This window comes from Streptomyces sp. ADI95-17, assembly GCF_003846175.1.
GTDB classification, from domain to species: Bacteria; Actinomycetota; Actinomycetes; order Streptomycetales; family Streptomycetaceae; genus Streptomyces; species Streptomyces sanglieri.
In genome coordinates, this window is sequence record NZ_ML123050.1 from 660,966 (window position 1) to 687,519 (window position 26,554).

A 26,554-nucleotide genomic window follows, 5' to 3' on the forward strand; every position below is an offset into this window, starting at 1 on the left:
CAGACGGGAGGCTTCAGTGCGCTGGGCAGGTCCTAGGGTCCGACGGGCTCGGGGCCGTACCAGACCGTGGTCGCGTTGCAGAACGCGCGGATGCCCTGCCCGGCGAGTTCGCGTCCGTAGCCGGAGCGCTTCACACCGCCGAAGGGCAGTGCGGGATGGGACGCCGTCATGCCGTTGAAGAAGACACCGCCCGCCTCCAGGTCGCGTACGCAGCGGCGTGCCTCGTCCGCGTCGCGGGTCCATACGTTGGAGCTGAGGCCGAAGGGGCTGTCGTTGGCGAGTGCCACGGCTTCGTCCAGACCGTCGACGCGGTAGAGGGAGGCGACGGGGCCGAAGGTCTCCTCGTGGTGGATGCGCATGGCGGGGGTGATCCCGGTGAGGACCGTGGGGGCGTAGAACCAGCCCCGCTCCAGTTCCGGGGCGAGCCCGTCGGGCCTGCCGCCTCCGCACAGCGCCCGCGCACCCTGCCGTACCGCGTCGTCCACCAGCTCTTCCAGGTCGGCACGGCCCTGTTCGCTGGCGAGGGGGCCGACCTCGGTGGATTCCTGCATGGGGTCGCCGACCGTCAGGTGGCTCATGCCCACGGTGAACCGTTCGGCGAACTCCTCGTACACCTCGGTGTGCACGATGAACCGTTTGGCGGCGATGCAGGACTGCCCGTTGTTCTGCACCCGTGCGGTCACGGCGGTGCGGGCGGCCCTGGCGACGTCCGCGGACCGCATGACGAGGTACGGGTCGCTGCCGCCCAGTTCCAGGACGGTGTGCTTCACCTCGTCGCCGGCGATCGACGCGACCGAGCGGCCGGCCGGTTCGCTGCCGGTGAGGGTGGCCGCGGCGACCCGGCGGTCACGCAGGATCGCCTCGACCGCACCCGATCCCACCAGCAGGCTCTGGAAGCAGCCCGCCGGGAATCCGGCCCGGCGGAACAGGCCCTCCAGATACATCGCCGTCTGCGGGACGTTGGAGGCGTGCTTGAGCAGGCCGACGTTGCCCGCCATGAGGGCCGGGGCGGCGAACCGTACGACCTGCCAGAGCGGGAAGTTCCACGGCATCACGGCGAGCACGGGGCCGAGCGGGCGGTAGTGGACGTAGGCACGCGAGGCGCCGGAGTCCGCCACGTCGGCCGGGGACGGGTGCTGGTCGGCGAGGAGCTCCTCCGCGTGCGCCGCGTACCAGCGCATCGCCTTGGCACATTTGGCGGCCTCCGCGCGGGCCGCCTTGACGGGTTTGCCCATTTCGGTGGTCATGGTGCGCGCGATGTCCTGCTGGTCCTCGTCGAGCAGCCCGGCGGCCTGGTTCAGCAGCCGGGCACGTTCGGTGAACCCGGTGGTGCGGTACTGCCCGTACGCGGTGGCGGCGGCGTCGAGCCGCTGCTCGATCCCCGCGTCGTCGAGCGCTTCGAATCTTCTGAGGGTTTCGCCGTTCGCGGGATTGACCGTCGCGATGGGCATGGCCGTGTCCTCCTTGCCTCGGTCCTTCGACCGTGCCGTGCCGTACGCCGCGCCGCAACGCGGCCCGCCGGGCGGACACCCGGCCGGCGCGGTCCGTGCGTGCGGTGTGCACGTCGTCCGCGCCGGGGGATCGTCCAGCGGGTGCGGCCGGCGGCGGTGCCGTCCCGGTGGCCCGGTTCAGACGAGAGCGGGGTCGGATGCGGTCGTGGGCACGGGGGCGGCGGCCTCGACGGGCGGGCGCCGGAACTCGCGCACACCGGGCAGCGGCGGCAGCCGCACCGGGTCGACGCTGTACGGCTCCTTGGCGTACCGGGTGAACCAGACGACCTTGCCCTCGGCCGTGCGGCAGGTGCCCCAGCTGTCGCTCAGGGCCATGACCCGGCTCAGGCCACCGCCGCCGTTGCTGAGCAGCCGCGGCATCTCGGAGCCGTTGTCGGCGACGGAGACCGTGAGGTGCCGCCCGGACCAGCGGAGTTCGACGACGCAGTTGTTGTCGTCACCGACATGCCGGTGGACATTGGTCAGCAGCTCCTCCACACCACGGCATACCGGCCGGATATGGAGTTCGAGACTCCAGTGGCGGAGGTGTGCCGCGATTATTCGTCGCAGCTGGGTCACACGCTCTGCCGAAACCTGGAGTTCGACCAGGTAGTGCCGGTCGAGTGGAACGGTCATCGTCGAGGCTCCTCACATCGAGGCCCACTGACTTCGCCCCGTTGAACCAACGACCCCCGAACACGAAGTGTGAGCAGATGTCACTTCTGGGTCACTCCTCAGAGTGGACCGGCGGAGGCGGTCCCGCAACACAAGGAACACCCGGTCGGCCGCGGCTCAGGGGGCCGCCCGGGTCACAGGAGGTACGGCAGCAGGGTGTCCGGGGTGAGCGGAAGGCTGCGGAGCCTGATGCCGGTGGCGTGCCGGACGGCGTTGCCGACGGCCGCCGCGGCGCCGACGATGCCGATCTCGCCGATGCCCTTGCTGCCCATCGGGTTGAGGTGCGGATCCTCCTCGTCGATCCAGTGCGCCTCGATCTCCTGCACGTCGGCGCAGGCCGGCACATGGTAGGAGGCGAGATCGTTCTCGGTGTAGTCCCCGAAGACGGGGTCCATGGTGGAGGACTCGGTCAGCGCCATGCCGATCCCCATGGTCATGCCGCCGATGAACTGGGAGCGCGCCGTGCGGGAGTTGAGGATGCGTCCGGCGGCGAAGACGCCGAGCATCCGGCGCAGCCGCACCTCTCCCGTCCGTGAGTGCACGGCGACTTCGGCGAAGTGTGCGCCGAACGCGTGGCGTGCGTACGGGGACTGTCCGGCGGTCTCCTGCTGGGTGTCGGCGGTGACGGTGAGCCCATCGGCGGGGACCGGGCCGGTGCGCTCACGCAACTGCCGCAGCAGCAGGGTGCACGCCTTGTGCACGGACCAGCCCCAGGAGGCGGTGCCGGACGATCCGCCCGCCAGTGGGGCGTCGGGCAGTTCGCTGCTGCCGATGTCGATCCGGACGTTGTCCACGGGGGTGGCCAGGACGTCGGCGGCGATCTGCGCGAGCACGGTGCGGGCGCCGGTGCCGATGTCGGTGGCGTTGACCCGGATGCGGTACGAGCCGTCGGCGGCCGCGTGCGCCGAGGCGCTGGAGGCGGCGATGTAGACGGGGTAGGTGGCGGCGGCGACGCCCGTGCCGAGCAGCAGCGGCCCCTCCTCCCGGCTCGCGGGGCGCGGATCGCGGTCGTACCAGCCGAAGCGCGCGGCGCCCTTCTCCAGGCAGGCGGCCAGCCCGCGGCTGCTGAACGCGCGCCCGGAGTCCGGTTCGATGCCCGGATCGTTGCGGATGCGCAGTTCGACGGGGTCCATGCCGAGGGCCGAGGCGAGTTCGTCCATCGCCGATTCGAGCGCGTACATGCCCGGGGCCTCGCCCGGTGCGCGCATCCAGGAGGGGCTCGGCACGTCCAGGGCGACCACCTGGTGGGCGGTGCGGCTGGTGGTGGAGCCGTACATGATCCGGGTCGGGACGGCCGCCTGCTCCACGAACTCCTTGATGGTGGAGGTGTGGGTGATGATCTCGTGGTCGATCGCGGTGAGGGTGCCGTCGAGTTCGGCGCCGAGCCGGATGTGCTGGATGGTGGGGGCGCGATGGCCGACCACGGCGGCCAGCTGGCGGCGGGGCAGCGCGATCTTGACGGGGCGGCCGGTGTGGCGGGCGGCCATGGCGGCCAGGACGGTCTGCGGGCGCGGGGTGCCCTTGGATCCGAAGCCGCCGCCGACGTGCTCGGAGACGGCCGTGATCTGCTGCGGCCTCAGTCCGAAGGCGGTGGCGAGGCTGTCGCGGACCGTGGTGGAGCCCTGGCTGGAGTCGTGGACGGTCAGATGTCCGTCGTCGTCCCACCGCGCCGTCGTGGCGTGCGGCTCCATGGGGTGGTTGTGCAGGGCGCCGACGGAGTAGGTGGCGTCGACCTGTACGGGTGCCGTGACGAAGGCCCGGTCGGTGTCGCCGCGTTCCCGGACGGCGGGGTAGCCGCCGTTGACGATCTCCGGGGTGTACAGACCGGGGTGGTCCTCGGTCAGCAGGACGTCGTGCCCGTCGGTCTCGTACGTGATCCGCAGCGCCTCGGCCCCGGCGCGGGCGCCCTCCGGGGTGTCGGCCACCACGAGCGCGACGGGCCAGCCCCGGTGCGGCACCCGGCCGTTCTGGAGGACGGCGAGGATCGGGTCGTCGGGCTCCTTCAGCCGGGGCGCGTTGTGGTGGGTGAGCACGGCGTGCACGCCCGGCAGGGCCAGTACCTCGTCCGCGTGGACGGCGTCGACGCGGCCGCGGGCGATCGTGGCGGGGACGGGCCGGCCGTACAGGCACCCCGGCGGGGTGTGCTCGGCGGCGTAGCGGGCGGTGCCGGTGACCTTGTCCCGGCCCTCGCGGCGGACGACGGGGGTGCCCAGTGGTGACGGGGCCTGGCTCATGACGGGGTCCTCACGGCGGGGGGCGGCGTTGGTGCGGTTGCTCAGCTGTCGGCGGGCGGCGGGTCGCTCAGCTGTCGGCGGCGAGTTCGGCGAGCGCGTCGACGGCCAGATTGCGGGCGAGGCCCACCTTGAAGGCGTTCTCGCGCAGCGGACGGGCCGCGGCGAGTTCGGCGTCCACCGCCCGTTCGAAGGTCTCCTCGGTGGCCGGTGCGCCCCGGAGCAGGTCCTCGGCGGTCCGGGCGCGCCAGGGCCGGTGGGCGAGGCCGCCGAAGGCCAGCGCGGCGTGCTCGATCCGACCGCCCCGGACGCTCAGTACGGCGGCGACGGACGCGAGGGCGAAGGCGAAGGAGGCGCGGTCGCGGGCCTTGCGGTAGAGGGAGGCGGCGCCTTCCGGGCGTGGTGGCAGGACCAGCTCGGTGATGAGTTCGCCCGGCCGGATCTCGGTGTCCCGGTCGGGGGTGTCGCCCGGCAGGCGGTGGAATCCGGTGGCGGGCACGGTCCGCCCGCCGTCCGGTCCGTGCAGGTGGACGGTGGCGTCGAGGGCGGACAGGGCGACGGCCATGTCGGACGGGTGGGTGGCGACGCAGTGCGTGGAGTGGCCGAGCACGGCGAGGTCGCGCTGCGCGCTGTCGAGGGCGGGGCAGCCGGTGCCGGGTTGCCGTTTGTTGCACGGCTTGGAGGTGTCCTGGAAGTACGCGCACCGGGTGCGTTGCAGCAGGTTCCCACCGGTCGTGGCGGTGTTGCGGAGCTGCCCGGAGGCGCCGGACAGCAGCGCCTGGGACAGGGCGGGGTAGCGGGTGCGTACCGAGTGATGGGCGGCCAGGGCGCTGTTGCGTACGGTCGCGCCGATCCGCAGGCCGCCGTCCTCGGTGTCGGCCACGTGGTCCAGCGGCAATCTGCTGATGTCGATGAGCCGGTCCGGGGCCGCCACGCCGAGCTTCATCAGGTCGACGAGGTTGGTGCCGCCGCCGAGGAACAGGGCGCCGGGGTGCGCGGCGTGTTCGCGTACCGCTTCCTCGGCGGACCGGGCGCGGAGATAGCCGAATGGTTTCACAGCGCCACGTCCTCGATCGCCTCGACGATGCGGGGGTAGGCGCCGCAGCGGCACAGGTTGCCGCTCATCCGCTCGCGGATCTCGTCGGCGTCGAGCGGCGCCGGGGCCGATGCGGGCGCCTTGCGGGCGGTGGCGTGGGACGGGAAGCCGTCCGCCGCCTCGCCGAGCATGCCGACGGCCGAGCAGATCTGGCCGGGGGTGCAGTAACCGCACTGCAGGGCGTCGCGGTCCAGGAAGGCTTCCTGGAGCGGGTGGAGCCTCTCGCCGTCGGCGAGGCCCTCGACGGTGGTGATGGCGGCGCCGTCGTGGGCGACGGCGAGCAGCAGGCAGCTGTTGGCGCGCCGGCCGTCGACGATGACGGTGCACGCCCCGCACTGTCCGTGGTCGCAGCCCTTCTTCGCACCGGTGAGACCGAGGTGCTCGCGCAGGGCGTCCAGGACGGTGGTGCGGTGATCGAGCGTGAGCGTCCGCTCGGTTCCGTTGATCTGCAGTGTCAGGGTGGAACGGTCACCGGTTGCTCCCGGCTGTTGCGCACCGTCGTCCCGCCCGCGAGAGGGGTCCACGCACTCGCACCTTTCAGAGGTGGGCTTTTGTCCGTTTTCTACCAGACGCGGGAGGGCTTCCCGTGCCATTGCTCCGCCGCCGGGCCGTGCCCCGCCGGACTGTCGGCCCATCGGTCTACCGGTTCGCCAGCCGCAGCCGCACCTCTTCCTCCTGGTCGCCGGAGACGGTCCCGACGACCGTCACGTCGAAGGCGTGCGCCAGGCTCTGCCGGAGCCGTTCCACCGCCCAGTAGCCGCCCTGGACGTCGACGCTCACGGGCGCGCCGAGGGCGACCGGCCCGGAGACCACCCTGGCCTCGGCGACGTCGACGGTCACCACCCACGCGGTGGGGCGCTTCCCGGCGAGGTGCTGCGGTACGTCGACCGAGGCCCGGTCGGTGGTGAACGCGGCCCGCAGCACGTCGAAGACCATCCGCGCATCGCCCTTCTCGCACCCGCTGATGACGACCGAGACCTCCTGTCCGTACCCGCTCTCCTCCGCCTGCTTCTCCTTGATGGTGTTCACCGCGGTTCCTTCCGCTCGGTGTTCCACTCCGCGTCCCCGCGCCGGGTGCCGTGCCCCAGCGGTGTTTCGAGGATGTCTCCAGGCTCTCCCCGCGGCAGGACGACGGCGACACGGGGCCGGGTGCGCGCGGGGCCCGTGGACGGCCGCCGATCGGGTGCGCGCACCTCACCGCACCCCGCGTTCCCCGCACGGCCGCTGCGCCCTCGACGCGAAACTCCTTTTCAGGTCATATCCACTTAAAACATGAATTCATGGCAATTATTGCGTGAGGGCTTCGCCTCGGGGTATCCGGCAAGCATGGACGTTTCGAGCACAGACCTGACTTCACTGGCTCTCGTTCTCGCCGACGGGCGGGGCGCGACCGGGTCGGTGATGGGCATTGTCGGAGTGGTGCTGGTGGCCGTGCTGATCGGCGCGGTCTGGCTGGGGAAGCGGCGCCGGGCCCAGGAGCTGCCACCACCCAGACCCGACGAGCAGCCACCCCGGCCGGACCACCGCAGCCACATCGAGGAGCGCGATGTGCACGGCGACGACCACTTCCCGCCCGACCGCCGGGGCCTTTCGCCGTACGAACTCGGTGACCACGGGAACGAGCCCATCCCCCGCGACACGGACGAGCGGCGCGACTGACCCGGCGGACTCCCCCGGCGGCGGCCCAGGGCAGGGGCGTCGCGTGTTGCGGGGGTGACTGCCTCCGGTGAGGCTGGTGGGGGCCCGTCGGGCACGGCGTACCCAGACCTCAGAACCGATGAAGGCAGTAGGACCATGACCGGAAGCCACCCGGGGAAGGCGCCGACACCTGCGCCGCTGACCGGATCCGCAGCGCCCTGCTGGGTCAACCTCATGACCCGCGATCTGGGGGCGGCCCAGGAGTTCTACGGCGCCGTGCTGGGGTGGACCTTCCGTCCGGGCAAGCTGGGGCAGGAGTTCTCGGTCGCGCGCCGGGGCGACGTACCGGTCGCCGGCATCGGCGCGGTGGCGACCGCCTACCAGGTGGCCGTCGTCTGGACGCCCTACTTCGCCGTCACCGACGCCGATGCGGCCGCCTCGCGCATCCGTGAGCGCAGCGGCACCGTCGCCGTGGGCCCGATGGCACTCGGGAAGGGGCGCGGAGCGCTCGCGGCGGACCGGGACGGTGCGGTGTTCGGGATCTGGGAACGGACCGAGCCCGCGACCTCGCCGCCCGCGCCGGACGACCATTCGCACGCCTGGCTGCGGCTGCACACCAGGAACGCCTTCGACGCCGCGATCTTCTACGGGCAGGTGCTCGACTGGGCGAGCGGGCGCCCGGGGTGCTGCGAGGTGTCGTACGAGAAGGACGAGGTCATCGTCGAGTGCGACGGGCGCCGGCTGGTCCGGATCAGCTCCGGCGCGGTGGAGGCGGCACCCGATCCGCTGGTCCGCCCGCACTGGCAGGTGCACTTCCCGGTCGGCGATGTGGCGGCCACGGTCGCGGCCGCGCGGGCGCACGGCGGCAGCCTGGTCGAGCAGCGGTCGCTGGCGCAGGGCACGGCGGCGACGCTGCTGGACCCGGACGGCGGCCTCTTCACCGTCACGGACGTCCGGGGCCTCACGACGGACGGTCCCGGCTGAGCACGCCGTCCGCTCCGCGGCGCTCGATCACTTGTCGCGCGTGGACGAGGAGCGGGCCAGTGCCCAGGCCGGGAAGACGAACCAGCAGATCAGGAACCACAGCGCCATCCCGCCGACCAGCCACAGCGCGACGGAGTTGTGCAGGGCCACCCGCAGGATGAGCAGCAGGGCGGAGCACATCGTGCAGAACAGCAGGACGAGCCCCACCACCGTCATCCGTGACGCCCAGGTGACCGTCTGCGGTTTGAGCCGCCGCCCGGTGAGCAGCCGGTGGTACGAGACGGGGCCGATCAGGGCGGCGGCGGTGGCGGATCCCAGCACCACGGTGACCACGTAGATGGTGCGGTCGGTGTCCGAGAGCCCGGCGAAGCGGGGCTGGAAGACGACGGCCAGCAGAAAGCCGAAGAGGATCTGGACGCCGGTCTGGGCGACCCGCAGTTCCTGGAGCAGATCGCTCCACCGCCGGTCCGCCCGTTCCTCGGGCGTCTCGTCGCGGCCGGGGCGGCCGCGGTCGGGGCGATGCGCTGTCGAGGTCACCGGGAGCCTCCGTCCGAATACCCGGAGTACTTCGTGTTCCCCTCCTCCCCCACCGTAACCGGTCACCGGGGAAGGGGAGACGGCCGGATCGTCCGCCAGGCCCTCGACGATCACTCCGGCCTCACCTAGGATTCTGAGTACGGCATCGCGCGTCGGTCACCGGCTGGGTGAGGCGTGGAGGTGCCCGTGAGATGCCCGTTGGAGGCATTCCACAGTGTCAGTCGAGTTGAATCACACCATCATCCACTCCCGGGACAACCGGGAGTCCGCGGAGTTCCTGGCGGACATACTGGGGCTCGAAGTCGGCGAGGAATGGGGCCCGTTCGTCCCGGTCTCCACCGCGAACGGAGTCACCCTGGACTTCGCGACCGTTCCCGAAGCCTCGATCACCACGCAGCACTACGCCTTCCTCATCTCGGAAGGCGAGTTCGACACCGCGTACGCCCGCATCAAGGAACTCGGGATCACGTACTACGCGGATCCGCACCGGAAGCATCCGGGCGAGATCAACCACAACGACGGCGGCCAGGGCGTGTACTTCGCCGATCCCGCCGGTCACGGCATGGAGATCATCACGCGTCCGTACGGGGGCTTCGCCTCGTAACACCACGCTCCTGCAAGGGGGTTCGGCTCCGGCATCCGGGTACGGATGCCGGGTCGGGCCCCCTCGCGTCCGTTCAGTCGATCGGCAGCAGCAGCTCGGGCCGGTCCCACATCACCGCGGGCGGATCGGCCGCCAGGGTGCCGGTCCGACGGGCCCCCACGCTCCGGTAGAAGCCCTCGGCGGGCGGGTGCGAGACGATGCGCACTGCGGTGAGTCCGGCGCGCTCCGCCTCGCCGCGCAGATGCCCGACGAGGAGCCGTCCGATGCCGAGTCCCTGCGCGGCATCGGCGACGAACATCAGGTCGAGCTCCGGCGGCGCGAGAACGAGCGAGTAGAAGCCGAGCAGCCGGTCGGTGTCGGACTCCACCGCCGCGAAGACCCGGTGGGTCTCGATGTAGTCCGGACCGACCCGGTATCCGGCGACCATGGCGGCGTAGTGCCCCTCGTAGGCGCGGGACGTCCTGACCAGCCGGGTGAGCCGCTTCGCGTCCCGGGCGGTGGCACGCCTGATGCGTACGGACTCCCGCGGCGCCCCGCCACCCCGGTGTGTAATGCTCGATTTCATGAATGGAGTATTACGCATCCGGACGCCGGGCACCCACCCACGAGCCACCGGCCGGCCCGTCGGGCACTACGACGGATCGCGCGCCGTGCGCCACTCGTCGACCATGGCATCGATGTCGAACGGCTTGAGGTTCAGCGGCGGGCCCGGCGGCGGCCGCCTGATGGCCGCCGCGATCTTCTCGTTCACCTCGGACAGCATGCGCCGCACCTCGGCTTCCGTCCGTGCCCCGGACACCGATTCGGCCACGTCCTCCGCCTGCTTGCGCAGGGCCAGGGCCGGCGGGAGCACCGACACCCCCTCGCGCTGAAGCTTCTGCTTGATCCACCAGTTCTCGTCGTAGGGGGCCCCGATACTGTCGAGCGGCTTACCGAATCCCGGCAACTGCGAGATGTCACCACGCTGCTCGGACTCCCGGATCTGCTTGTCGACCCATGATTCGAAGCTGACGCCCGCAGGCTTTCGCTCGGTCAACGTACGCCCCTCTCGGAGGATTCGTAATCCGGTCCCTTCACGATACCCAGGGACCGAGCGACGCCGGTCCCGGCCTCCACGCCCGGCGGCACAACGCCCTTCGGCGCCATACCGCTTCGGGTCCGGCGGCCCGTTTCAGTGCGCGTGCCCGGCGGGCGCCCCGGCCCCGCCCTCCCGGTGCCCGCCGTCGCCGTTCCCCGGTTCCGCCACCCGGACGGTGAACGCCGCGGTGCGCACCTTGCCCTCGTGCTTGAAGTCGAGGAAGAGCCGGTACGTTCCGGCACTGGGTGCCGTCGCGGTGAAGGACACCTCCGGCCCGGGGCCGCCCTCGTTCGGGTGGACATGCAGATAGGCCAGGTCGCCCGAGCGCAGGGCGACCAGGTGCCCGTACGCACCGAGGTAGGGCTGGAGGTCGGTGACGGGACGGCCGTTCCTGCTGACGGACAGCTTGAGTTCGCCGCTTCGGCCGGCCCGGAGTTCACCGCCGAGCGCCACTCGGTAGCCGTCGACCTCGGCCGTGGTGCCCGGGGCCGGTAGAGCGGCGGGGCGGTAGGCGCCCGAGACGGCCAGATCCGCGCCGAGGGTGAGGTTGCCGGCGCCCGCGGCCGCCGGGGTGAAGTCGGCGAACACCCGGTAGCCACCGGCCTCGGGCAGGTCGACAGGGGTCGACCAGGTGCCGTCGGCCGCACGGACGGGGTGCAGGTGACGGTACTGGGTGAGGTCGGTGGAGGCGAGGATGAAGTGCAGCTCCTTGCCGTGCTCACGCTGATAGGCGGTGACCTTGCGCCCGCTGTCGTCCTTGACCGCGAACCGGATCTCGGTCCGGGCCCCGGCCCGGACCGTCGGTGTCGCCAGGTCCAGGGTGTAGCCACCCTCCGAGATCTGCAGTCCGCCGGGCGCGTGGTCCGCAGCCGGCTTCGCCCCGCCCTCCTCTCCCCCGCCGTGGCCGCCGTGCTGTTGTGCGGGGCGGTCCTCGGCGGCCACCAGCGGGTCGACGCTCCTGCCCACTCCGTAGGCGGTTCCGAAGGTCGCGGCGAGCGCGGCGGCGAAGGCGGTGATCCTCAGTGCGTTGTTCATGACGGTTCTCTCCATCGGGTCGACCGGGAGGCAGCGCTTCCCGACACCTCACAACATACCCCCTGGGGGTATCAAGTCAAGCCCGGAACGCACCATCGCTTCGCGGGTGGGCAAGAGGTTCACGGGTGGGCAGGGGGTTGTCGGTGGGCAGGGGGCCGTCGGCTGAGCAGGAGGGAGCAGGGCAGGCCGGATCGCGGCCCGCCGCTCAGGCCGGCACCACCAGCCCGGCGCGCAGCCGCTCCACCGCCGCCTCGGGGATGCGCAGACCGTCGCGCACATACCCGTCGAGTCCGCCCCAGCGTTCGTCCATGGCGTCCAGCGCCGTGTCGAGGTAGCGGGGGCGCACCTCGGTGATCGCGGAGGCGATCTCCGGGTCACCTCCCGCGTCGAGGAAGTCCTGAACGTACGGCGCGAAGGCGACCCGTACCACCGGATTCACCGCGAGGAACTCGGCGCGCACCACATCGCGCGACGCGCCGAGCATCATCAGGAGCAGGGCAGCGGCCCAGCCGGTCCGGTCCTTGCCCGCCGTGCAGTGGAAGAGCACCGGGCGGGCGCGGTCGTCGGCGACGGTCTCGACGAAGGCCCGGTAAGCGGCGGACGCGCCCGGCGAGAGCACCATCTGCCGGTAGGTGTCCGCGAACAGTCCTGCCGCCTTTCCGCCGCCGAGCATCCGCTCCGCGGCGACGGGATCGGCGAGCAGGGCGCGCAGCCGGGCGGGCGCCACACCCGGGTTGTCCCCGAGCACATCGGCGACGAACAGCCGTGCGCCCTGCGGCAGCCGGTCGGGGGCCGCGGCCCGCTCGTCGGCGGTCCGCAGATCGACGACGGTGCGGATGCCGAGCGTGGACATCCGGGAGTCCTGCGCCGCGTCGAGCCCGCTGAGCTGCCCGGACCGCAGCACGGCACCCGCCCGGACCCGGCGGTCCGGGCCAAGGGCGATGCCGCCCAGGTCGCGCAGATTGAGGACGGTGGATGCCTGGACGGCCCTGGCGGTCTGCACGATGAACTTCCCCTTTTTCGCTCGACGCGTATCCGAATTCATTCGGTTTTGCCGGATCAAACGTCGCACGCAGCCGGGAAATCGACAAAGTAAAACGCCGGTGGGCGCCATTTGGGGGCACCTGCGGTGATAACAGAGGTGTGAAATCACGACCGCTCTCACCCCAGGTCAGGGGCGCACCACACCAATAGCGGCGTGTTCCGTGAATACCCGATCCTGAATTCTCGGCCCGGCGTTTCCCGCCGGAGTACGGATCGGGTCGGCACGGCCCTTGCCGGGCCGCGGAATCCGCGCGTTCAGAGCACGACGACGGTGACCTCGGTCGCCTTGACGCTCGTCCATACGGCAGTGCCCTCCACGAGGCCCAGCTCGGTCGCCGCTTCGGGGGTGATCTCGGCGACCAGGTCCGGCGCCTCGGCGGAGGCGATCACCACCCGGAGCCGGCTGCCGACGGCGGTGAGCTCGCGCACCGTTCCGGGCCAGACGTTGCGGGGACTTCCGCCGGGCCTGTCGCGGTGCACGGAGACCGCTTCGGGCGCGATGATCGCGAGGGCCGCCGCTCCCTCGGCGAGCGAGTCCGCGACGACCAGCCGGCCGCCGCCCGCGAGGGCCAGCGTGCCGTCGGGCGCGGCCGTGCCGGGCCAGGCGTTGCGGCCGAGCATCCGGGCGACCCACGGCGAGCGGGGATTGCGGGTGACCTCGGCCGGTGGCGCGTCCTGGAGGGTGCGGCCCTCGTCGAGCACCAGCACCCGGTCGGCCAGTGAGACCGCTTCGACGGGGTCGTGGGTGACGATCAGACAGACGCCGCCGAATCCGGCGAGGTGGGTGCGCAGGGTGTGCCGGACATGGGCGCGGGTGGTCTGGTCGAGGGCGGCGAGCGGCTCGTCGAGCAGCAGCAGCCAGGGGCGGGCGGCGAGCGCTCTGGCCAGTGCCACGCGCTGGGCCTGGCCGCCGGAGAGCTGGGCGGGCCTGCGGTGGGCGAGGTGTCCGACGCCCAGCCGGTCGAGCCACTGCTGCGCCTCCCGCCGGGCCTCTGCGCGGGAGACGCCGTGGGCACGGAGCCCGTACGCCGTGTTCGTCAGCGCGCTCAGGTGCGGGAAGAGCGCGCCGTCCTGCGGCACCCAGGCGACCTGACGTCGGTGCGGGGGCAGTTCGGTGACGTCGGTGTCACCGAGGCGCAGCCGGGCCCGGGCACGGGGGGTCAGGCCGAGGAGCGCGCGCAGCAGGGTCGTCTTGCCCGCGCCGTTGGGGCCGACGACGGCGATCGTGGTGCCGGGCGCCGCTTCGAGGGTCAGCCGGTCGAAGCCGGTGACCTCGGCGTGCAGCGAGCGTCGTTCCTGCGGGGCCGGGGGCGTCTCCCGGTCCGCGCGCGGTGCCGTGTCCGGGACGGCCGTGTCGTCCGCCGGGGGCTGCGCTTCGCGTGCGCGGTCGCGCGGCGTTCCGGTCCAGCGGCCGCGCAGCGTGATCAGTACGGCCATGGCGATGGCGAGCAGCAGCAGTGATACGGAGGTGGCGGCCTCCGGGGAGTCCTGGAGCAGCAGGTAGACCTGGAGCGGAAGTGTCTGCGTGGTGCCCGGCAGATTGCCCGCGAAGGTGATGGTGGCACCGAATTCGCCGAGCGCCCGTGCCCAGGTGAGGGCGGCCCCGGCGGCGAGCCCGGGGGCGGCCATCGGGAGGGTGACGGTGAAGAAGACCCGGACCGGTGAGGCTCCGAGGGAGGCCGCCGTCTCCTCGTACGCGGGGCGCAGTCCGGCCAGTGCGCCTTCGAGGCTGATGACGAGGAACGGCATCGCGACGAAGGTCGCCGCGACCACCGCGCCCGAGGTGTGGAAGGGCAGCGTGATCCCGAAGGTGTTCTCCAGCCAGGGGCCGAGCAGCCCCCGGCGGCCGAAGCCGAGGAGCAGCGCCACACCTCCGACGGTGGGCGGCAGCACCATCGGGAGCAGGACCAGGGAGCGTACGAACGCCTTGCCGGGAAAGTCCGTCCGGGCCAGCAGCCAGGCCAGCGGCACCCCGAGCAGCAGGGAGAGCCCCAGCGCCCAGAAGGAGACCAGCAGGGAGAGTCTGAGCGCCTGGGTGACTCCCGGGCTGGTCAGATGGGTGCCGAGGTCGGCCCAGGACGTACGGGCCAGAATGCCGATCAGCGGGATCAGCAGGAACGCGACGGCGAGCAGCGCGGGGATCGCCAGGGCGACGGGGGTGCGCACGCCGGGCATCCGGCTGCGGAGAGCTCTCATCGGAGGTTCCCGGAATCGGTCGGTTCGGGCAGGGTCGCTCACGCTCCCCGGTCGGCCGGCCCGACTGCGGCCGGCCGGACAGGCCCTCCCGGGACGGAACTCCTAGGGCTGCTGGAAGCCCGCCGACCGCAGGATCTTCTGCGCCTGAGGGGTGCTCAGCCATTTCACGAACGCCGTGGCGGCCTCGGTGTTCTTGGACTGTCGCAGCGTAGCGGCCGGGTAGGAGGCCACGGCGTTCTGCGCGTCCGGGATGTCGACGGCGTCGACCTTGTCGGTGGCCGTGGCGGCGTCGGTCCGGTAGACGATGCCCGCGTCGGCCTCGCCGAGCTCGACCTTGCTGAGGACCGCGCGGACGTTGGGCTCCTGGGAGACCGGCTTGACGGTGAGCTTCTGGGCGTCGAGGACCTGCTTGCTGTAGCGGCCGACCGGCACCTCGGGCGCGGCCAGGACGACCTTGAGCTCGGGGTCGGTCAGGTCCTTCAGGCCCGCGATCTTCTCCGGGTTGCCCTCGCGGGTGGCGATGACGAGGCGGTTCTTGGCGATGACGACGGGCGTCGCCGTGTCGGACTTCAGCCCGTCCATCGTCTTGGTGTCGGCGGTGACGAGGGCGTCGGCGGGCGCGCCCTGCTTCACCTGGGCGGCGAGCTCCTGGGAGCCGGCGAAGGAGAACGTCACCTTCGTGCCCGGGTGCTCCTTCTCGTACGCGGCGCCCGCGGTCTTGAACACATCGGTGAGCGAGGCGGCGGCCAGCACGGTCAGCCGGGCGCCGGACGACGCCGACTTCCCGGCGGATTCCTTCTTGCTGTCGTCGCTGCTGCCGCACGCGGCGAGCGGGAACAGCAGTGCGGCCGTGATGACCGCGGCGGCGGCGCGCCGCCCGGTGAGGATGGTCGACATGGTCCGGTGACTCCTTGAAGTTGATGCGTGCCGTGGATGACGCGTCGTCAGACGCGATCGATGTGCACGCTGGTGGACTTCACGCGAGCGGTGGCCTGCATGCCGACCTCCAGCCCCAGTTCCTCGACGGCCTCCCGGGTGAGCAGTGACACCAGCCGGTGCGGACCCGCCTGGATCTCGACCTGGGCCGCGACATCGCCGAGCTTCACCGCGGTGACGATGCCCGGGAAGGCGTTGCGGGCCGAGGTGTACGAGGTGTCGTCCTCGCCGCCCCCGCCCTGACCGACCTCGATGGAGAAGGCGGCCAGGTCGCGGCCGTCGATGAGCCTGCGGCCGCTCTCGTCGCGGTGGGTGGCGACCCTCCCGGCGTCCGCCCAGCGGCGGGCCGTGTCGGGGCTGACCCCCAGCAGACGTGCCGCCTGGCCGATTGTGTAGGACTGCATGTGCGACAAGATATTCGAATCGTCCTCGCAGCTGCAATCCGTCCGGGTGATCTGTGGAGCAAATGCCAGGGGCGTTGGAGGAATCACCAAGCACTGGGTCCGGGCGACGGCGAGGACCGGCTACGCGACGGTGGGTGAAGGATCAAGTGCGCTCGGAGAGGGCAAGGTCACAAGCGGAACCCATGCTGCGCTCAAGCGCCCTGACCTAGCATCTGGGCATGACGGTCCTGCCTGCCGACGGGCTTTCGTTGGCCGCCGAATTCCCCGCCCCCGCCCATGAGCACTGGCAACACCTCGTCGAAGGTGTGCTGCGCAAGTCGGGCAAGGAGGCTGCGGGTTCGGCCGCCGAGGAAGCGCTGTCCACCACGGTCGAGGACGGGCTCATCACCCGCCCCCTCTACACCTCGCGCGACAGCGCGCCCGATGCCGGATATCCGGGCTTCGCCCCCTTCACCCGCGGCAGCAAGGCCGAGGGCAACGCGGCGGGCGGCTGGGACGTACGGCAGCGGCACACCCTTCCCGATCCCGCGCGTCTCAACGAGGCACTGCTCGCCGATCTGGAGAACGGCGTCACCTCGCTGTGGCTGACCGTGGGCGGTGCCGAGGGTGTTCCGGTGTCCGCGCTGGCGGGGGCCCTGGACGGCGTCTTCCTCGATCTGGCTCCCGTGGTGCTCGACGCGGGCGGGGAGACCGACGCCGCGGCCACGGAGTTGCTGCGGATCTGCGCGGAGCGGGGCATCGACCCGCGGAGCCTGCGCGGCAACCTCGGCGCGGACCCGTTCGGGCAGGCAGCCCGCAGCGGCGCCGAGCCCGATCTGCCGGCCGCCGTCCACTGGGCCCGGCGGTGTGCCCGCGAGCTCCCCGGGCTGCGGGCGCTGGCCGTCGACGCGCTGCCGTACCACGAGGCCGGCGGTTCGGCCGCCGAGGAGCTGGGCGCCTCACTGGCGACCGGTGTCGCCCTGCTGCGGGCGCTGACCGAGGCCGGGCTGACGGTCGAAGAAGCCTGCGGGCAGCTGGAGTTCCGGTACGCGGCGACCGCCGACCAGTTCCTGACCATCGCCAAACTGCGGGCCGCGCGCCGGCTGTGGTCCCGGGTGGCGGAGGTGTGCGGGGCCGCCGGAGCCGGGGCGCAGCGCCAGCACGCGGTGACGTCCTCGGTGATGATGACTCGGCGCGATCCGTGGGTGAACATGCTGCGCACGACGCTGGCCTGTCTGGGGTCGGGGGTCGGCGGCGCCGACTCCGTCACCGTGCTGCCGTTCGATCACGCGCTGGGCCTGCCGGACGCGTTCGCCCGGCGCATCGCCCGTAACACGTCGACGATCCTGCTGGAGGAGTCGCACCTGGCCCGGGTGATCGACCCGGCGGGCGGCTCCTGGTACGTGGAGCGGCTCACCGCCGAACTCGCCGACGCCGCCTGGTCGTTCTTCCAGGAGATCGAACGGTCCGGCGGTCAGGCCGCCGCGCTGGGCTCGGGCATGATCGGTGAGCGTCTCGCGGCCACCTGGGCGGCACGCAGCAAGGATCTGGCCCGTCGCAAGGAGCCGATCACCGGGGTGAGCGAGTTCCCGCAGCTGGCGGAGCGGCCGGTGGAGCGCGAGCCGGCCCCGTGCGGACCGGCCGCGGCACCGGGCGGCCTGCCCAGGGTCCGCCGTGACGAGGCGTTCGAGGCGCTGCGCGCCCGGTCGGACGCGCATCTCGCGGCGACCGGGCAGCGGCCGAGAGTCTTCCTGGCCGCGCTCGGCCCCGCCGCCGCGCACACCGCGCGGGCGTCGTTCGCCGCCAATCTCTTCCAGGCGGGCGGCATCGAACCGGTCCACGACCCGGTCTCCGTCGACGCGACCACGGCCGCCGAAGCCTTCGCGGCGAGCGGCGCCACCGTCGCGTGTCTGTGTTCCAGCGACGCGCTCTACGCCGAGCAGGCCGAGGCGGTCGCCGGGGCGCTGCTCTCGGCGGGCGCCGGGCGGGTGTTCCTGGCCGGCCGGCCAGGCGAGTACGCCGGTGTCGACGAGTACGTCTTCGCGGGCTCCGATGTGGTGACCGTGCTCTCCTCCCTCCTCGACCGTATGGATGTGGCGTAATGCGTATCCCCGACTTCTCCGGCATCGAGCTCGGTCCGGGCGGCGCCGCCGAGGTCTCCGAGGACCAGTGGCGCGCCTCGGTGAAGGAGTCCTCCGGCAGTTCGGACGGCGATCTGCTGTGGGAGACCCCGGAAGGCATCGCGGTCAAGCCGCTGTACACCGGGCACGACCTCGAAGGGCTCGACTTCCTCGGTACGTATCCGGGCATCGCCCCGTACCTGCGGGGCCCGTACCCGACGATGTACGTCAACCAGCCCTGGACCATCCGGCAGTACGCCGGGTTCTCCACCGCCGAGGAGTCCAACGCCTTCTACCGCCGCAACCTCGCCGCCGGTCAGAAGGGGCTCTCCGTCGCCTTCGACCTGCCGACCCACCGGGGCTACGACAGCGACCACCCGCGGGTGACCGGCGATGTCGGCATGGCGGGCGTGGCGATCGACTCGATCTACGACATGCGGCAGCTCTTCGACGGCATCCCGCTGGACCGGATGTCGGTGTCGATGACGATGAACGGCGCGGTGCTGCCCGTGCTCGCCCTGTACATCGTGGCCGCGGAGGAACAGGGCGTCGGGCCCGAGAAGCTGGCCGGGACCATTCAGAACGACATTCTGAAGGAGTTCATGGTCCGCAACACCTACATCTATCCGCCGAAGCCCTCGATGCGGATCATCTCCGACATCTTCGCGTACACCTCGCAGAAGATGCCGCGCTACAACTCGATCTCCATCTCCGGGTATCACATCCAGGAGGCGGGTGCGACGGCCGATCTGGAGCTGGCGTACACCCTCGCGGACGGGGTGGAGTATCTGCGGGCCGGCCGGGACGCCGGTCTCGACGTGGACGCGTTCGCGCCCCGGCTGTCGTTCTTCTGGGCGATCGGCATGAACTTCTTCATGGAGATCGCGAAGCTGCGGGCGGCCCGGCTGCTCTGGGCCAAGCTGGTCAAGGAGTTCGAGCCGAAGAACGCGAAGTCGCTCTCGCTGCGCACCCATTCGCAGACGTCCGGGTGGTCGCTGACCGCGCAGGACGTGTTCAACAACGTCACCCGGACCTGTGTGGAGGCGATGGCGGCCACCCAGGGCCACACCCAGTCGCTGCACACCAACGCGCTCGACGAGGCGCTCGCCCTGCCGACGGACTTCTCCGCCCGGATCGCCCGGAACACCCAACTGCTGCTCCAGCAGGAGTCGGGGACCGGCCGGGTGATCGACCCGTGGGGCGGCAGCGCGTACGTGGAGAAGCTGACGTACGACCTGGCGCGCCGGGCCTGGCAGCACATCGAGGAGGTCGAGGCGGCGGGCGGCATGGCGCAGGCCATCGACGCGGGCATCCCGAAGCTCCGGGTGGAGGAGGCCGCGGCCCGTACCCAGGCACGGATCGACTCCGGGCGCCAGCCGGTGATCGGGGTGAACAAGTACCGGGTGGAGAGCGACGAGCAGATCGATGTGCTCAAGGTCGACAACTCCTCGGTGCGCACCCAGCAGATCGAGAAGCTGCGCCGGCTGCGCGAGGAGCGCGACGAGGGCGCCTGCCAGGCGGCGCTGCGCGCCCTGACGGCCGCGGCCGAGCGCGACCCCGGTCCGGGGCTCGAAGGCAATCTGCTGGCTCTGGCCGTCGACGCGGCACGTGCGATGGCGACCGTGGGCGAGATCTCGGACGCCCTGGAGAAGGTGTACGGGAGGCATGCGGGCCAGATCCGTACGATCTCCGGTGTGTACCGCAACGAGGCAGGTGAATCCCCTTCCGTGGACCGGACCCGGGCGCTGGTGGACAGGTTCGAGGAGGCCGAGGGGCGCCGTCCGCGCATCCTGGTCGCCAAGATGGGCCAGGACGGTCACGACCGCGGCCAGAAGGTGATCTCGACCGCCTTCGCCGACCTGGGCTTCGACGTGGACGTCGGCCCGCTGTTCCAGACGCCGGCCGAGGTGGCGCGGCAGGCGGTGGAGGCGGACGTGCACATCGTGGGCGTCTCCTCGCTGGCCGCCGGGCACCTCACGCTGGTGCCGGCGCTCCGCGAGGAGCTGGCGGCCGAGGGGCGCGAGGACATCATGATCGTGGTGGGCGGGGTGATTCCGCCGCAGGACGTCGAGGCGCTGCACGAGGCGGGCGCGACGGCCGTGTTCCCGCCCGGCACGGTGATCCCGGATGCCGCGTACGACCTGGTGACGCGGCTCGGCGCCGCGCTCGGCCACGAGCTGTGAGCCGCTGATCCGATGGCTCCCAGGATCGACATCGACAGCTATGTGAAGGGGGTGCTCGACGGGAAGCGGGCGCACATCGCGCGCGCCATCACTCTCGTCGAGTCCACCCGCCCCGATCACCGGGTGCTGGCCCAGCAATTGCTGCGCGAGCTGCTGCCGCACTCCGGCGCGGCCCGGCGGATCGGGATCAGCGGGGTGCCCGGGGTCGGGAAGTCCACGTTCATCGACGCGCTGGGCACGATGCTCACCGGGCTCGGGCACCGGGTCGCGGTGCTGGCCGTCGACCCCTCCTCCAGCCGTACCGGCGGCTCGATCCTGGGCGACAAGACCAGGATGGAGCGGCTCGCGGTGGATCCGGCGGCGTTCGTACGCCCGTCCCCCACCGCCGGCACCCTCGGCGGGGTGGCCAAGGCGACCCGGGAGTCCATCGTGGTGATGGAGGCCGCGGGTTACGACGTGGTGCTGGTGGAGACGGTCGGCGTCGGGCAGTCGGAGACGGCGGTGGCCAACATGGTCGACACGTTTCTGCTGCTGACGCTGGCCCGGACCGGTGATCAGCTCCAGGGCATCAAGAAGGGTGTGCTGGAGCTGGCGGACGCGATCGCGGTCAACAAGGCGGACGGTCCGCACGAGCGGGACGCCCGCGCGGCGGCGCGCGAACTGGCGGGCGCGCTGCGGCTGATGCACCCGGTGGACGCGGCATGGACGCCGCCGGTGCTGACGTGCAGCGCCCGTGAGTCGGCCGGTCTCGACACCCTGTGGGAGCGTCTTGAGCAGCACCGCGCGCTGCTGGAGTCGACCGGGCGGCTCGCCGCGAAGCGGCGTGACCAGCAGGTCGACTGGACGTGGACGATGGTGCGGGACGAGCTGCTGGAGAGTCTGCGCGGCCATCCGGAGGTGCGTGCGCTCACCCCGGGGCTGGAACAGCGGGTCAGGGACGGCGAGTTGACGGCCACGCTGGCGGCCGAGCAGATCCTGGCCGCGTTCCGGAGCACGGCGGCGGTCCCGGAGGCCGGTGACCCGATGGGCTGACGGCCCGGGTACGCGATGTGTCCGTCCGGCGGTCCGGAATTCCCGGGCCGCCGGACGTTCGTGTCGCCTACAGATCGAGCTGGTACTCGACCGAGGTGTGTGTCGGCTCGTAGCCGAGCGCGTCGTTGATGTGCCGCATGTGCGTATTGCTGTCGGCGGTGTCCGTCAGCAGCCCTGCCAGGCCGGGGTGGGTCTCGCGGGCGTGGAGGATGGAGGCCGCCTTCATCCACGCTCCCAGGCCGTGCCCCCGGTGCTCGGGAAGGACTCCGGTGCCGTAGTGCTGTCCGTCGCCGGTTCCGTCGCCCGGGACGACGAGTTCCGTGAAGCCCGCGATCGTCGCGGTGGACTCGTCGAACGCCGCGACCGTGTGGAGAAGGTCGCCGCGTGCGGCGACGGCCGCTGCCGCGGACCGGACCCGGTCCACGTCCCAGACGACCGTGCCGAAGTCGGTGTCGTCCATGGGCATGTCGTCCATCGCCCGGCGGGAGGCGGCGAACGTCTCCGCGAGCTCGTCGGGGACGGTGCCGTCCCAGGAGATCAGCCGGTAGCCCGGGTGCGGCTGCCCGACGGTCCGGCGCAGGGCCTGCGTGTCCGCCTTCGCCAGCGGGAGCCGGACGTACGCCAGGGTCAGGACCTTGCGCAGCCCCTTGGCCCGCAGGAAGTGGTCCCCCGCCGATCCGGCCTCGGCCTGCGCGATGACGCTGCGCCGGTCCGCCTCGCGGGCGGCCGCGACCGCGGCTTCGAACAGCAGTGAGCCGACGCCGTTGCGGCGCTCCGCGGGGTGGACGTCGAGTTCCAGTTCGGCGAGGTGGTCCTGGCCCTCGCGGGTGAAGACGCGCAGGAACGCCGAGCCGAGGGGGCTGCCCCCGGCGTCGGAGGCGAGCCAGGCCGACCGGTGGCTCCCGGCGGGCGGAGCGGGGTCGGTCAGCGCGGTGATACGTATCGGCAAAGTGACTCCTCCGCGCCCGGGGCGCAGGTCAGGATGGCGAGCGGGCCGGTGGCCCGGAGAACCACATCACTCCGCGAGAGCCGTGACAAGCGGATTTCGGAACCCTGCGCAGCCTTGTCGGCCCTCGGCACGGCCCCGGTCCCGCCGGGCCGTGCTACCGTGCTTGTGGTACCAGTGCTCGCCTCGCTTCGAGGCGCCGGTGCCGATCCATCTCTCCAAAGCTGCCGCGCCCGTCCGTTTCCGACCGGCGGCCCAGCTCTCCGCATCACCTCTTCCAGTTCGGACCGGAATCCTCCCTCCGGACTTTCCCGCCCGTCGTCGGGGGCGTGTTCTCTGCCGCCCCGTGCCGTCCGGCCCCTCATTCGCCATGTCCGCGAAAGGACCCGCCCACCATGACCATCTCTCTCGAACACCCGCTTCAGCAAAGCCAGTTGGCTGCCGAGGCCACGAACACCACCGCGGCCGCCGGCGTACTCGACCTCACCCACCAGGGGAACGGCGTACTGCGCGTACGGGACGGCCTCCCCTCCCCCGGCGACGTGGTGGTCCCCGCCGCCCTGATCCGCCGCCACGGCCTGCGCCGGGGCGATGCCGTCGCCGGGCTCTGCGACCGGCCCCGCACCCTGTCCGCCGTGGAACGGGTCAACGGCCGCTCCCCGCAGGCGCTCCGGGGCCGGCCCCACTTCCGCGACCTCACCCCGCTCCATCCCCGGCAGCGGCTCCGGCTGGAGACACCATCCGGCGGTGCGGCGATGCGTCTCGTCGACCTGCTCGCACCGGTCGGCAAGGGGCAGCGCGGGCTGGTCGTCGCGCCTCCCAGGACCGGCAAGACGGTGCTGCTCCAGCAGATCGCCGCGGCCGTCGCCGCCAACCACCCCGAGTGCCACCTGATGGTGGTGCTGGTCGACGAACGCCCCGAAGAGGTCACCGACATGCGCCGGTCCGTCCGGGGCGAGGTGCTCGCCTCGACCTTCGACCGGCCCGCCAAGGAGCACATCGCCCTCGCCGAACTCGCGGTCGAACGCGCCAAGCGGCTGGTCGAGCAGGGCCAGGACGTCGTCATCCTGCTCGACTCCCTCACCCGCCTGTGCCGCGCCCACAACAACGTCTCCGCCTCGGGCGGACGGACCCTCAGCGGCGGTGTCGACGCGGCCGCCCTGCTCGGGCCCAAGCAGTTCTTCGGCGCCGCCCGGCCCGCCGAGGAGGGCGGCTCCCTCACCATCCTGGCCACCGCACTGGTGGAGACGGGCTCCCGCGCCGACGACTACTTCTTCGAGGAGCTGAAGAGCACCGGCAACATGGAGCTCCGGCTCGACCGCGCACTCGCGGAACGGCGCGTCCACCCGGCCGTGAACATCCTGTCGTCCGGCACCCGGCGCGAGGAACTCCTCGTACCGGCGGGCGAGTTGCGGGTGGTACGCGGACTGCGGCGGGCACTGCACACCAGGGACCCGCAGACCGCGCTCGAAACACTGCTGGACCGGCTCCGCCGCACCCCGGACAACGCCTCGTTCCTCCGTGCCGTCCACGGCACCGTCCCGGAGGCCTGAGCCCGTCCGGGCGCCACCGGCCCGGGCGCATAGCATGGCCCGGCGATCGCGTGATCCGCGCCCACGAGCACAGGGAGAGCAGCCACATGGAGTTCCGCCGACTCGGCCGCAGCGGCCTGACCATCAGTGAGATCGCCTACGGGAACTGGCTCACCCACGGTTCCCAGGTGGCGGAGGACGCGGCGGTCGCCTGCATCCGCGCCGCCCTGGACGCCGGAATCACCACCTTCGACACCGCGGACGTCTACGCCGAGACCCGGGCCGAGGCGGTACTCGGCCGGGCGCTGAGGAACGAACGCCGTGAGGGCCTGGAGGTGTTCACCAAGGTCTACTTCCCGACCGGTCCCGGACACAACGACCGCGGGCTCGGCCGCAAGCACATCATGGAGTCCATCGACAACTCGCTGCGCCGCCTGCAGACGGAGTACGTGGACCTGTACCAGGCGCACCGCTACGACCACTCGACCCCGCTGGAGGAGACCATGGAGGCGTTCGCCGACGTCGTCCGCTCCGGCAAGGCCCTCTACATCGGCGTCTCGGAGTGGACGGCCGACCAGCTGCGCGCCGCGCACGGACTGGCCCGCGAGCTGCGGGTGCCGCTGATCTCCAACCAGCCGCAGTACTCGGCGCTGTGGCGGGTCATCGAGAGCGACGTGGTGCCGGCCTCCGAGGAGCTGGGCATCGGCCAGATCGTCTGGTCCCCCATCGCTCAGGGCGCGCTCACCGGCAAGTACAAGCCCGGTGCGCCGCTCCCGGCCGGTTCACGGGCGACCGACGACAAGGGCGGTGCGAACATGGTCGCCGGCTGGCTGCGCGACGACGTGCTGGAGCGGGTGCAGCGCTTGCGGCCGCTCGCCGACAGCGCCGGGCTCAGCCTGGCCCAGCTCGCGGTCGCGTGGGTGCTGCAGAACTCGAACGTCTCGGCCGCGATCATCGGAGCGTCCCGGCCGGAGCAGGTGACGGAGAACGTCGCGGCGGCGGGCGTGACGCTGGACGCGGAGCTGCTCAAGGGCATCGACGACATCCTGGACCCGGTGGTCGAGCGGGATCCCGCACTGACGGCCGGGCACGCGGAGAACGACTGATCCGGCCGGACGGTCCCGGCCCCGCGTGCGGCGGGGCCGGGACCGCCGGCTGCGGGATCAGGTGCCGGTGTGCAGCGCGGCGGTGTGCTCGCGGACCTGTTCCGGGGTGAGGTAGGCGTCCATGTGCTCGAAGTCGCGCAGCTTGGCCGGCTGCCGGGACAGGAAGCCGGTGCGTACGAAGTCGTCGCCCGCGACGGCATTGAGGATCCAGTTGGTCGCGACCCGCGCCTTGGCGACATTGGTGCGCAGCGCCGACCAGTGGTAGCCACGGGCGACGGCCTGCGCGGGAATCCCGTGCAGCTCGATCCCGAGCGGCTTGGAGACCGCGTCCTTGCCGCCGAGGTCCACGACGAGGCCGAGGTCCTTGTGGACGTACGGCTTCAGCGGCTGGTTCCGCAGGGTCGCGATGAGGTTGTCGGCGAGCCTGCGGCCCTGGCGCATGGCGTGCTGCGCGGTGGGTGGGCAGACCGCTCCGTCGCCCTTGTGGAGGTCGGGGACGGCCGCGCAGTCGCCGAGGGCGAAGACGCCGTCGAAGCCGGGCAGGCTCATCTCGGGTGTGACGGCCAGCCGGCCGCGTACCGTCTCCGCGTCGAACGTGCTGACCAGCGGGCTCGCGGCGACGCCCGCCGTCCAGATCAGGGTCCGGCAGGGCAGCACCCGGCCGTCGGTGAAGGTGACCTTCTCGGGGGCGGCCTCGGCGACCGAGACGCCGAGCGACACCTCGATGCCGCGGGCGCGCAGCACCTCCAAGGCGCTCCGGCCCAGCTTGTCCCCCAGTTCCGGCATCAGCTTCGGGGCGATGTCGATGAGGTGCCACTTGATCAGCTTCGGGTCGAGCCGCGGGTACTGCCGGACCGCGCTGGTGGTCAGGCGCTGCAGACAGGCCGCCGTCTCGGTCCCCGCGTAGCCGCCGCCGACCACCACGAACTGGAGGCGCGAGGCGCGTTCGTTCTCGTCGTGGCTGGCGTCCGCGAGGTCGAGCTGGGCGATCACGTGATCCCGTACGTAGGCGGCCTCGGCCAGCGTCTTCATGCCCCGGGCGTTGTCCAGCAGGCCGGGGATGTCGAAAGTGCGGGTGACGCTGCCGGCGCTGAGCACGATGTAGTCGTAGGGCTCGTAGACGACCTCGTCGGTGATCTTGCGGATGACGCAGATCTTCGCCTTCGGGTCCACTCCGATGGCCCCGCCCGGGATGATCCGGGTGCGGTGCTTGCGGCTGCGGCGCAGTGAGACGGCGACCGACTGCGGGGTGAGCACGCCCGCCGCCACCTGTGGCAGCAGGGGGAGGTAGAGCTGGTACGAGTACGGGGCGACGAGCGCGATCTCCGCCTCGCCGGGGATGAGTCCGCGCTCCAGACGGCGTACGCACTCCACTCCGGCGAATCCGGCGCCGACAACGAGGATCCTGGGTCGTGCCACGGTGTTCGTCCCTTCAGGGGCCTGTACGTTCATCCGTTCGCCTGCCACGTCGCACGCGCCCGTCCTCACTCATCTTTACGAGCCGCGGACGAGTTCGCCTGCTGGGGACGGCGGAACGGACGACGCGACCGGTCGGCGGGCGCCGTCCTTGTCGGGGTCCACCCGCTCCTCCTCTCCCCGGGCCGTCGTGCTCAGGCCCGCTCGTCCCCCGGGGCCGGGAAGGTCCCGGTGTCCGGACGGTTGAGGGCCTCGTCGAGCGCGCGGACCGAGGGGTGGTGCAGGTCGAAGG

General features: G+C 71.9%; 24 protein-coding genes. 8 read left to right on the top strand and 16 right to left on the bottom strand.

Features of this window, described 5'->3' with window-relative positions; translation table 11 throughout:
* Positions 1 to 32 precede the first annotated feature (32 nt).
* The 6 genes from EES42_RS33745 to EES42_RS33770 form a co-directional block, all read right to left on the bottom strand.
* A complete protein-coding gene (locus EES42_RS33745; RefSeq protein WP_124722003.1) occupies positions 33 to 1,451 on the bottom strand; it encodes an NADP-dependent succinic semialdehyde dehydrogenase in 1,419 nt (472 codons plus the stop codon).
* A 177-nt stretch (positions 1,452 to 1,628) separates the two neighbouring features.
* The gene (locus tag EES42_RS33750; protein ID WP_124722004.1) at positions 1,629 to 2,126 is read right to left on the bottom strand and encodes an ATP-binding protein; all 498 of its coding nucleotides are present in this window, start codon (positions 2,124 to 2,126) and stop codon (positions 1,629 to 1,631) included.
* Positions 2,127 to 2,299: 173 nt separating this feature from the next.
* Complete coding sequence (locus tag EES42_RS33755; protein ID WP_124722005.1) at positions 2,300 to 4,399, bottom strand: xanthine dehydrogenase family protein molybdopterin-binding subunit; 2,100 nt, start codon at positions 4,397 to 4,399, stop codon at positions 2,300 to 2,302.
* 67 nt (positions 4,400 to 4,466) lie between these two features.
* Positions 4,467 to 5,453 carry an FAD binding domain-containing protein gene (locus tag EES42_RS33760; protein ID WP_124722006.1) on the bottom strand — a complete coding sequence of 329 codons (987 nt, stop codon included), beginning with the start codon at positions 5,451 to 5,453 and terminating at the stop codon, positions 4,467 to 4,469.
* Complete coding sequence (locus tag EES42_RS33765; RefSeq protein WP_241196758.1) at positions 5,450 to 6,016, bottom strand: 2Fe-2S iron-sulfur cluster-binding protein; 567 nt, start codon at positions 6,014 to 6,016, stop codon at positions 5,450 to 5,452. The genes EES42_RS33760 and EES42_RS33765 overlap by 4 nt, the downstream gene beginning before the upstream one ends.
* Positions 6,017 to 6,131: 115 nt before the next feature.
* Entirely contained in the window at positions 6,132 to 6,521 is a 390-nt protein-coding gene (locus EES42_RS33770) for a hypothetical protein (RefSeq protein ID WP_124722008.1), read from the bottom strand.
* 297 nt (positions 6,522 to 6,818) lie between these two features.
* Between EES42_RS33770 and EES42_RS33775 the strand changes: the two genes are divergently transcribed.
* Both EES42_RS33775 and EES42_RS33780 read left to right on the top strand, forming a co-directional pair.
* A complete protein-coding gene (locus EES42_RS33775; protein ID WP_124722009.1) occupies positions 6,819 to 7,151 on the top strand; it encodes a DUF6479 family protein in 333 nt (110 codons plus the stop codon).
* 135 nt (positions 7,152 to 7,286) lie between these two features.
* Positions 7,287 to 8,114: a VOC family protein gene (locus tag EES42_RS33780; RefSeq protein ID WP_124722010.1), complete on the top strand. Its 828-nt coding sequence runs from the start codon at positions 7,287 to 7,289 to the stop codon at positions 8,112 to 8,114.
* A 27-nt stretch (positions 8,115 to 8,141) separates the two neighbouring features.
* Here EES42_RS33780 and EES42_RS33785 read toward each other — a convergent pair whose 3' ends face one another.
* The gene (locus EES42_RS33785) at positions 8,142 to 8,651 is read right to left on the bottom strand and encodes a DUF6328 family protein (protein WP_124722011.1); all 510 of its coding nucleotides are present in this window, start codon (positions 8,649 to 8,651) and stop codon (positions 8,142 to 8,144) included.
* Between the two features lie 214 nt (positions 8,652 to 8,865).
* Here EES42_RS33785 and EES42_RS33790 point away from each other — a divergent pair, with 214 nt between their 5' ends.
* Entirely contained in the window at positions 8,866 to 9,255 is a 390-nt protein-coding gene (locus tag EES42_RS33790; protein ID WP_124722012.1) for a VOC family protein, read from the top strand.
* A gap of 73 nt (positions 9,256 to 9,328) precedes the next feature.
* Here the strand turns inward: EES42_RS33790 and EES42_RS33795 are convergent, their stop codons facing one another.
* From EES42_RS33795 to EES42_RS33825, 7 genes are all read right to left on the bottom strand, one after another.
* A complete protein-coding gene (locus EES42_RS33795; protein ID WP_124722013.1) occupies positions 9,329 to 9,820 on the bottom strand; it encodes a GNAT family N-acetyltransferase in 492 nt (163 codons plus the stop codon).
* A 66-nt stretch (positions 9,821 to 9,886) separates the two neighbouring features.
* Positions 9,887 to 10,291: a DnaJ family domain-containing protein gene (locus EES42_RS33800; RefSeq protein ID WP_124722014.1), complete on the bottom strand. Its 405-nt coding sequence runs from the start codon at positions 10,289 to 10,291 to the stop codon at positions 9,887 to 9,889.
* Positions 10,292 to 10,426: 135 nt separating this feature from the next.
* On the bottom strand, positions 10,427 to 11,368 hold the full coding sequence (locus EES42_RS33805) for a hypothetical protein (RefSeq protein WP_241196759.1): 942 nt from the start codon (positions 11,366 to 11,368) through the stop codon (positions 10,427 to 10,429).
* 205 nt (positions 11,369 to 11,573) lie between these two features.
* Positions 11,574 to 12,371 carry a tyrosine-protein phosphatase gene (locus EES42_RS33810; RefSeq protein ID WP_124722015.1) on the bottom strand — a complete coding sequence of 266 codons (798 nt, stop codon included), beginning with the start codon at positions 12,369 to 12,371 and terminating at the stop codon, positions 11,574 to 11,576.
* A gap of 296 nt (positions 12,372 to 12,667) precedes the next feature.
* Entirely contained in the window at positions 12,668 to 14,608 is a 1,941-nt protein-coding gene (locus EES42_RS33815; protein ID WP_124722016.1) for an ABC transporter permease, read from the bottom strand.
* Between the two features lie 102 nt (positions 14,609 to 14,710).
* On the bottom strand, positions 14,711 to 15,505 hold the full coding sequence (modA, locus tag EES42_RS33820) for a molybdate ABC transporter substrate-binding protein (protein WP_124722017.1): 795 nt from the start codon (positions 15,503 to 15,505) through the stop codon (positions 14,711 to 14,713).
* 47 nt (positions 15,506 to 15,552) lie between these two features.
* The gene (locus EES42_RS33825) at positions 15,553 to 15,948 is read right to left on the bottom strand and encodes a TOBE domain-containing protein (RefSeq protein ID WP_124722018.1); all 396 of its coding nucleotides are present in this window, start codon (positions 15,946 to 15,948) and stop codon (positions 15,553 to 15,555) included.
* Positions 15,949 to 16,166: 218 nt separating this feature from the next.
* Between EES42_RS33825 and mutA the strand changes: the two genes are divergently transcribed.
* The 3 genes from mutA to meaB are packed head-to-tail and all read left to right on the top strand — an operon-like array spanning position 16,167 to position 21,262.
* The gene (mutA, locus tag EES42_RS33830; protein ID WP_124722019.1) at positions 16,167 to 18,029 is read left to right on the top strand and encodes a methylmalonyl-CoA mutase small subunit; all 1,863 of its coding nucleotides are present in this window, start codon (positions 16,167 to 16,169) and stop codon (positions 18,027 to 18,029) included.
* Positions 18,029 to 20,230: a methylmalonyl-CoA mutase gene (gene scpA, locus EES42_RS33835; protein WP_124722020.1), complete on the top strand. Its 2,202-nt coding sequence runs from the start codon at positions 18,029 to 18,031 to the stop codon at positions 20,228 to 20,230. Before mutA ends, scpA begins: the two co-directional genes overlap by 1 nt.
* A 12-nt stretch (positions 20,231 to 20,242) precedes the next feature.
* The gene (meaB, locus tag EES42_RS33840) at positions 20,243 to 21,262 is read left to right on the top strand and encodes a methylmalonyl Co-A mutase-associated GTPase MeaB (RefSeq protein WP_124722021.1); all 1,020 of its coding nucleotides are present in this window, start codon (positions 20,243 to 20,245) and stop codon (positions 21,260 to 21,262) included.
* Positions 21,263 to 21,329: 67 nt separating this feature from the next.
* Here meaB and EES42_RS33845 read toward each other — a convergent pair whose 3' ends face one another.
* Complete coding sequence (locus EES42_RS33845) at positions 21,330 to 22,211, bottom strand: GNAT family N-acetyltransferase (RefSeq protein WP_124722022.1); 882 nt, start codon at positions 22,209 to 22,211, stop codon at positions 21,330 to 21,332.
* A 392-nt stretch (positions 22,212 to 22,603) separates the two neighbouring features.
* On the opposite strand from EES42_RS33845, the gene rho reads away from it, so the two are divergent.
* Together rho and EES42_RS33855 are read left to right on the top strand one after the other, a co-directional pair.
* Entirely contained in the window at positions 22,604 to 23,761 is a 1,158-nt protein-coding gene (rho, locus tag EES42_RS33850; RefSeq protein WP_124722023.1) for a transcription termination factor Rho, read from the top strand.
* 86 nt (positions 23,762 to 23,847) lie between these two features.
* A complete protein-coding gene (locus tag EES42_RS33855; protein ID WP_124722024.1) occupies positions 23,848 to 24,846 on the top strand; it encodes an aldo/keto reductase family protein in 999 nt (332 codons plus the stop codon).
* Between the two features lie 57 nt (positions 24,847 to 24,903).
* Here the strand turns inward: EES42_RS33855 and EES42_RS33860 are convergent, their stop codons facing one another.
* Complete coding sequence (locus tag EES42_RS33860; RefSeq protein WP_124722025.1) at positions 24,904 to 26,265, bottom strand: NAD(P)/FAD-dependent oxidoreductase; 1,362 nt, start codon at positions 26,263 to 26,265, stop codon at positions 24,904 to 24,906.
* Between the last annotated feature and the right edge of the window lie 289 nt (positions 26,266 to 26,554).

Coding starts and splice junctions, on each gene's coding strand:
- EES42_RS33745 (WP_124722003.1), bottom strand. CDS start 1,451: ATGCCCATCGCGACGGTCAATCCCGCGAACGGCGAAACCCTCAGAAGA.
- EES42_RS33750 (WP_124722004.1), bottom strand. CDS start 2,126: ATGACCGTTCCACTCGACCGGCACTACCTGGTCGAACTCCAGGTTTCG.
- EES42_RS33755 (WP_124722005.1), bottom strand. CDS start 4,399: ATGAGCCAGGCCCCGTCACCACTGGGCACCCCCGTCGTCCGCCGCGAG.
- EES42_RS33775 (WP_124722009.1), top strand. CDS start 6,819: ATGGACGTTTCGAGCACAGACCTGACTTCACTGGCTCTCGTTCTCGCC.
- EES42_RS33780 (WP_124722010.1), top strand. CDS start 7,287: ATGACCGGAAGCCACCCGGGGAAGGCGCCGACACCTGCGCCGCTGACC.
- EES42_RS33795 (WP_124722013.1), bottom strand. CDS start 9,820: ATGAAATCGAGCATTACACACCGGGGTGGCGGGGCGCCGCGGGAGTCC.
- EES42_RS33805 (WP_241196759.1), bottom strand. CDS start 11,368: ATGAACAACGCACTGAGGATCACCGCCTTCGCCGCCGCGCTCGCCGCG.
- EES42_RS33815 (WP_124722016.1), bottom strand. CDS start 14,608: ATGAGAGCTCTCCGCAGCCGGATGCCCGGCGTGCGCACCCCCGTCGCC.
- modA (WP_124722017.1), bottom strand. CDS start 15,505: ATGTCGACCATCCTCACCGGGCGGCGCGCCGCCGCCGCGGTCATCACG.
- EES42_RS33825 (WP_124722018.1), bottom strand. CDS start 15,948: ATGCAGTCCTACACAATCGGCCAGGCGGCACGTCTGCTGGGGGTCAGC.
- mutA (WP_124722019.1), top strand. CDS start 16,167: ATGACGGTCCTGCCTGCCGACGGGCTTTCGTTGGCCGCCGAATTCCCC.
- scpA (WP_124722020.1), top strand. CDS start 18,029: ATGCGTATCCCCGACTTCTCCGGCATCGAGCTCGGTCCGGGCGGCGCC.
- meaB (WP_124722021.1), top strand. CDS start 20,243: ATGGCTCCCAGGATCGACATCGACAGCTATGTGAAGGGGGTGCTCGAC.
- rho (WP_124722023.1), top strand. CDS start 22,604: ATGACCATCTCTCTCGAACACCCGCTTCAGCAAAGCCAGTTGGCTGCC.
- EES42_RS33855 (WP_124722024.1), top strand. CDS start 23,848: ATGGAGTTCCGCCGACTCGGCCGCAGCGGCCTGACCATCAGTGAGATC.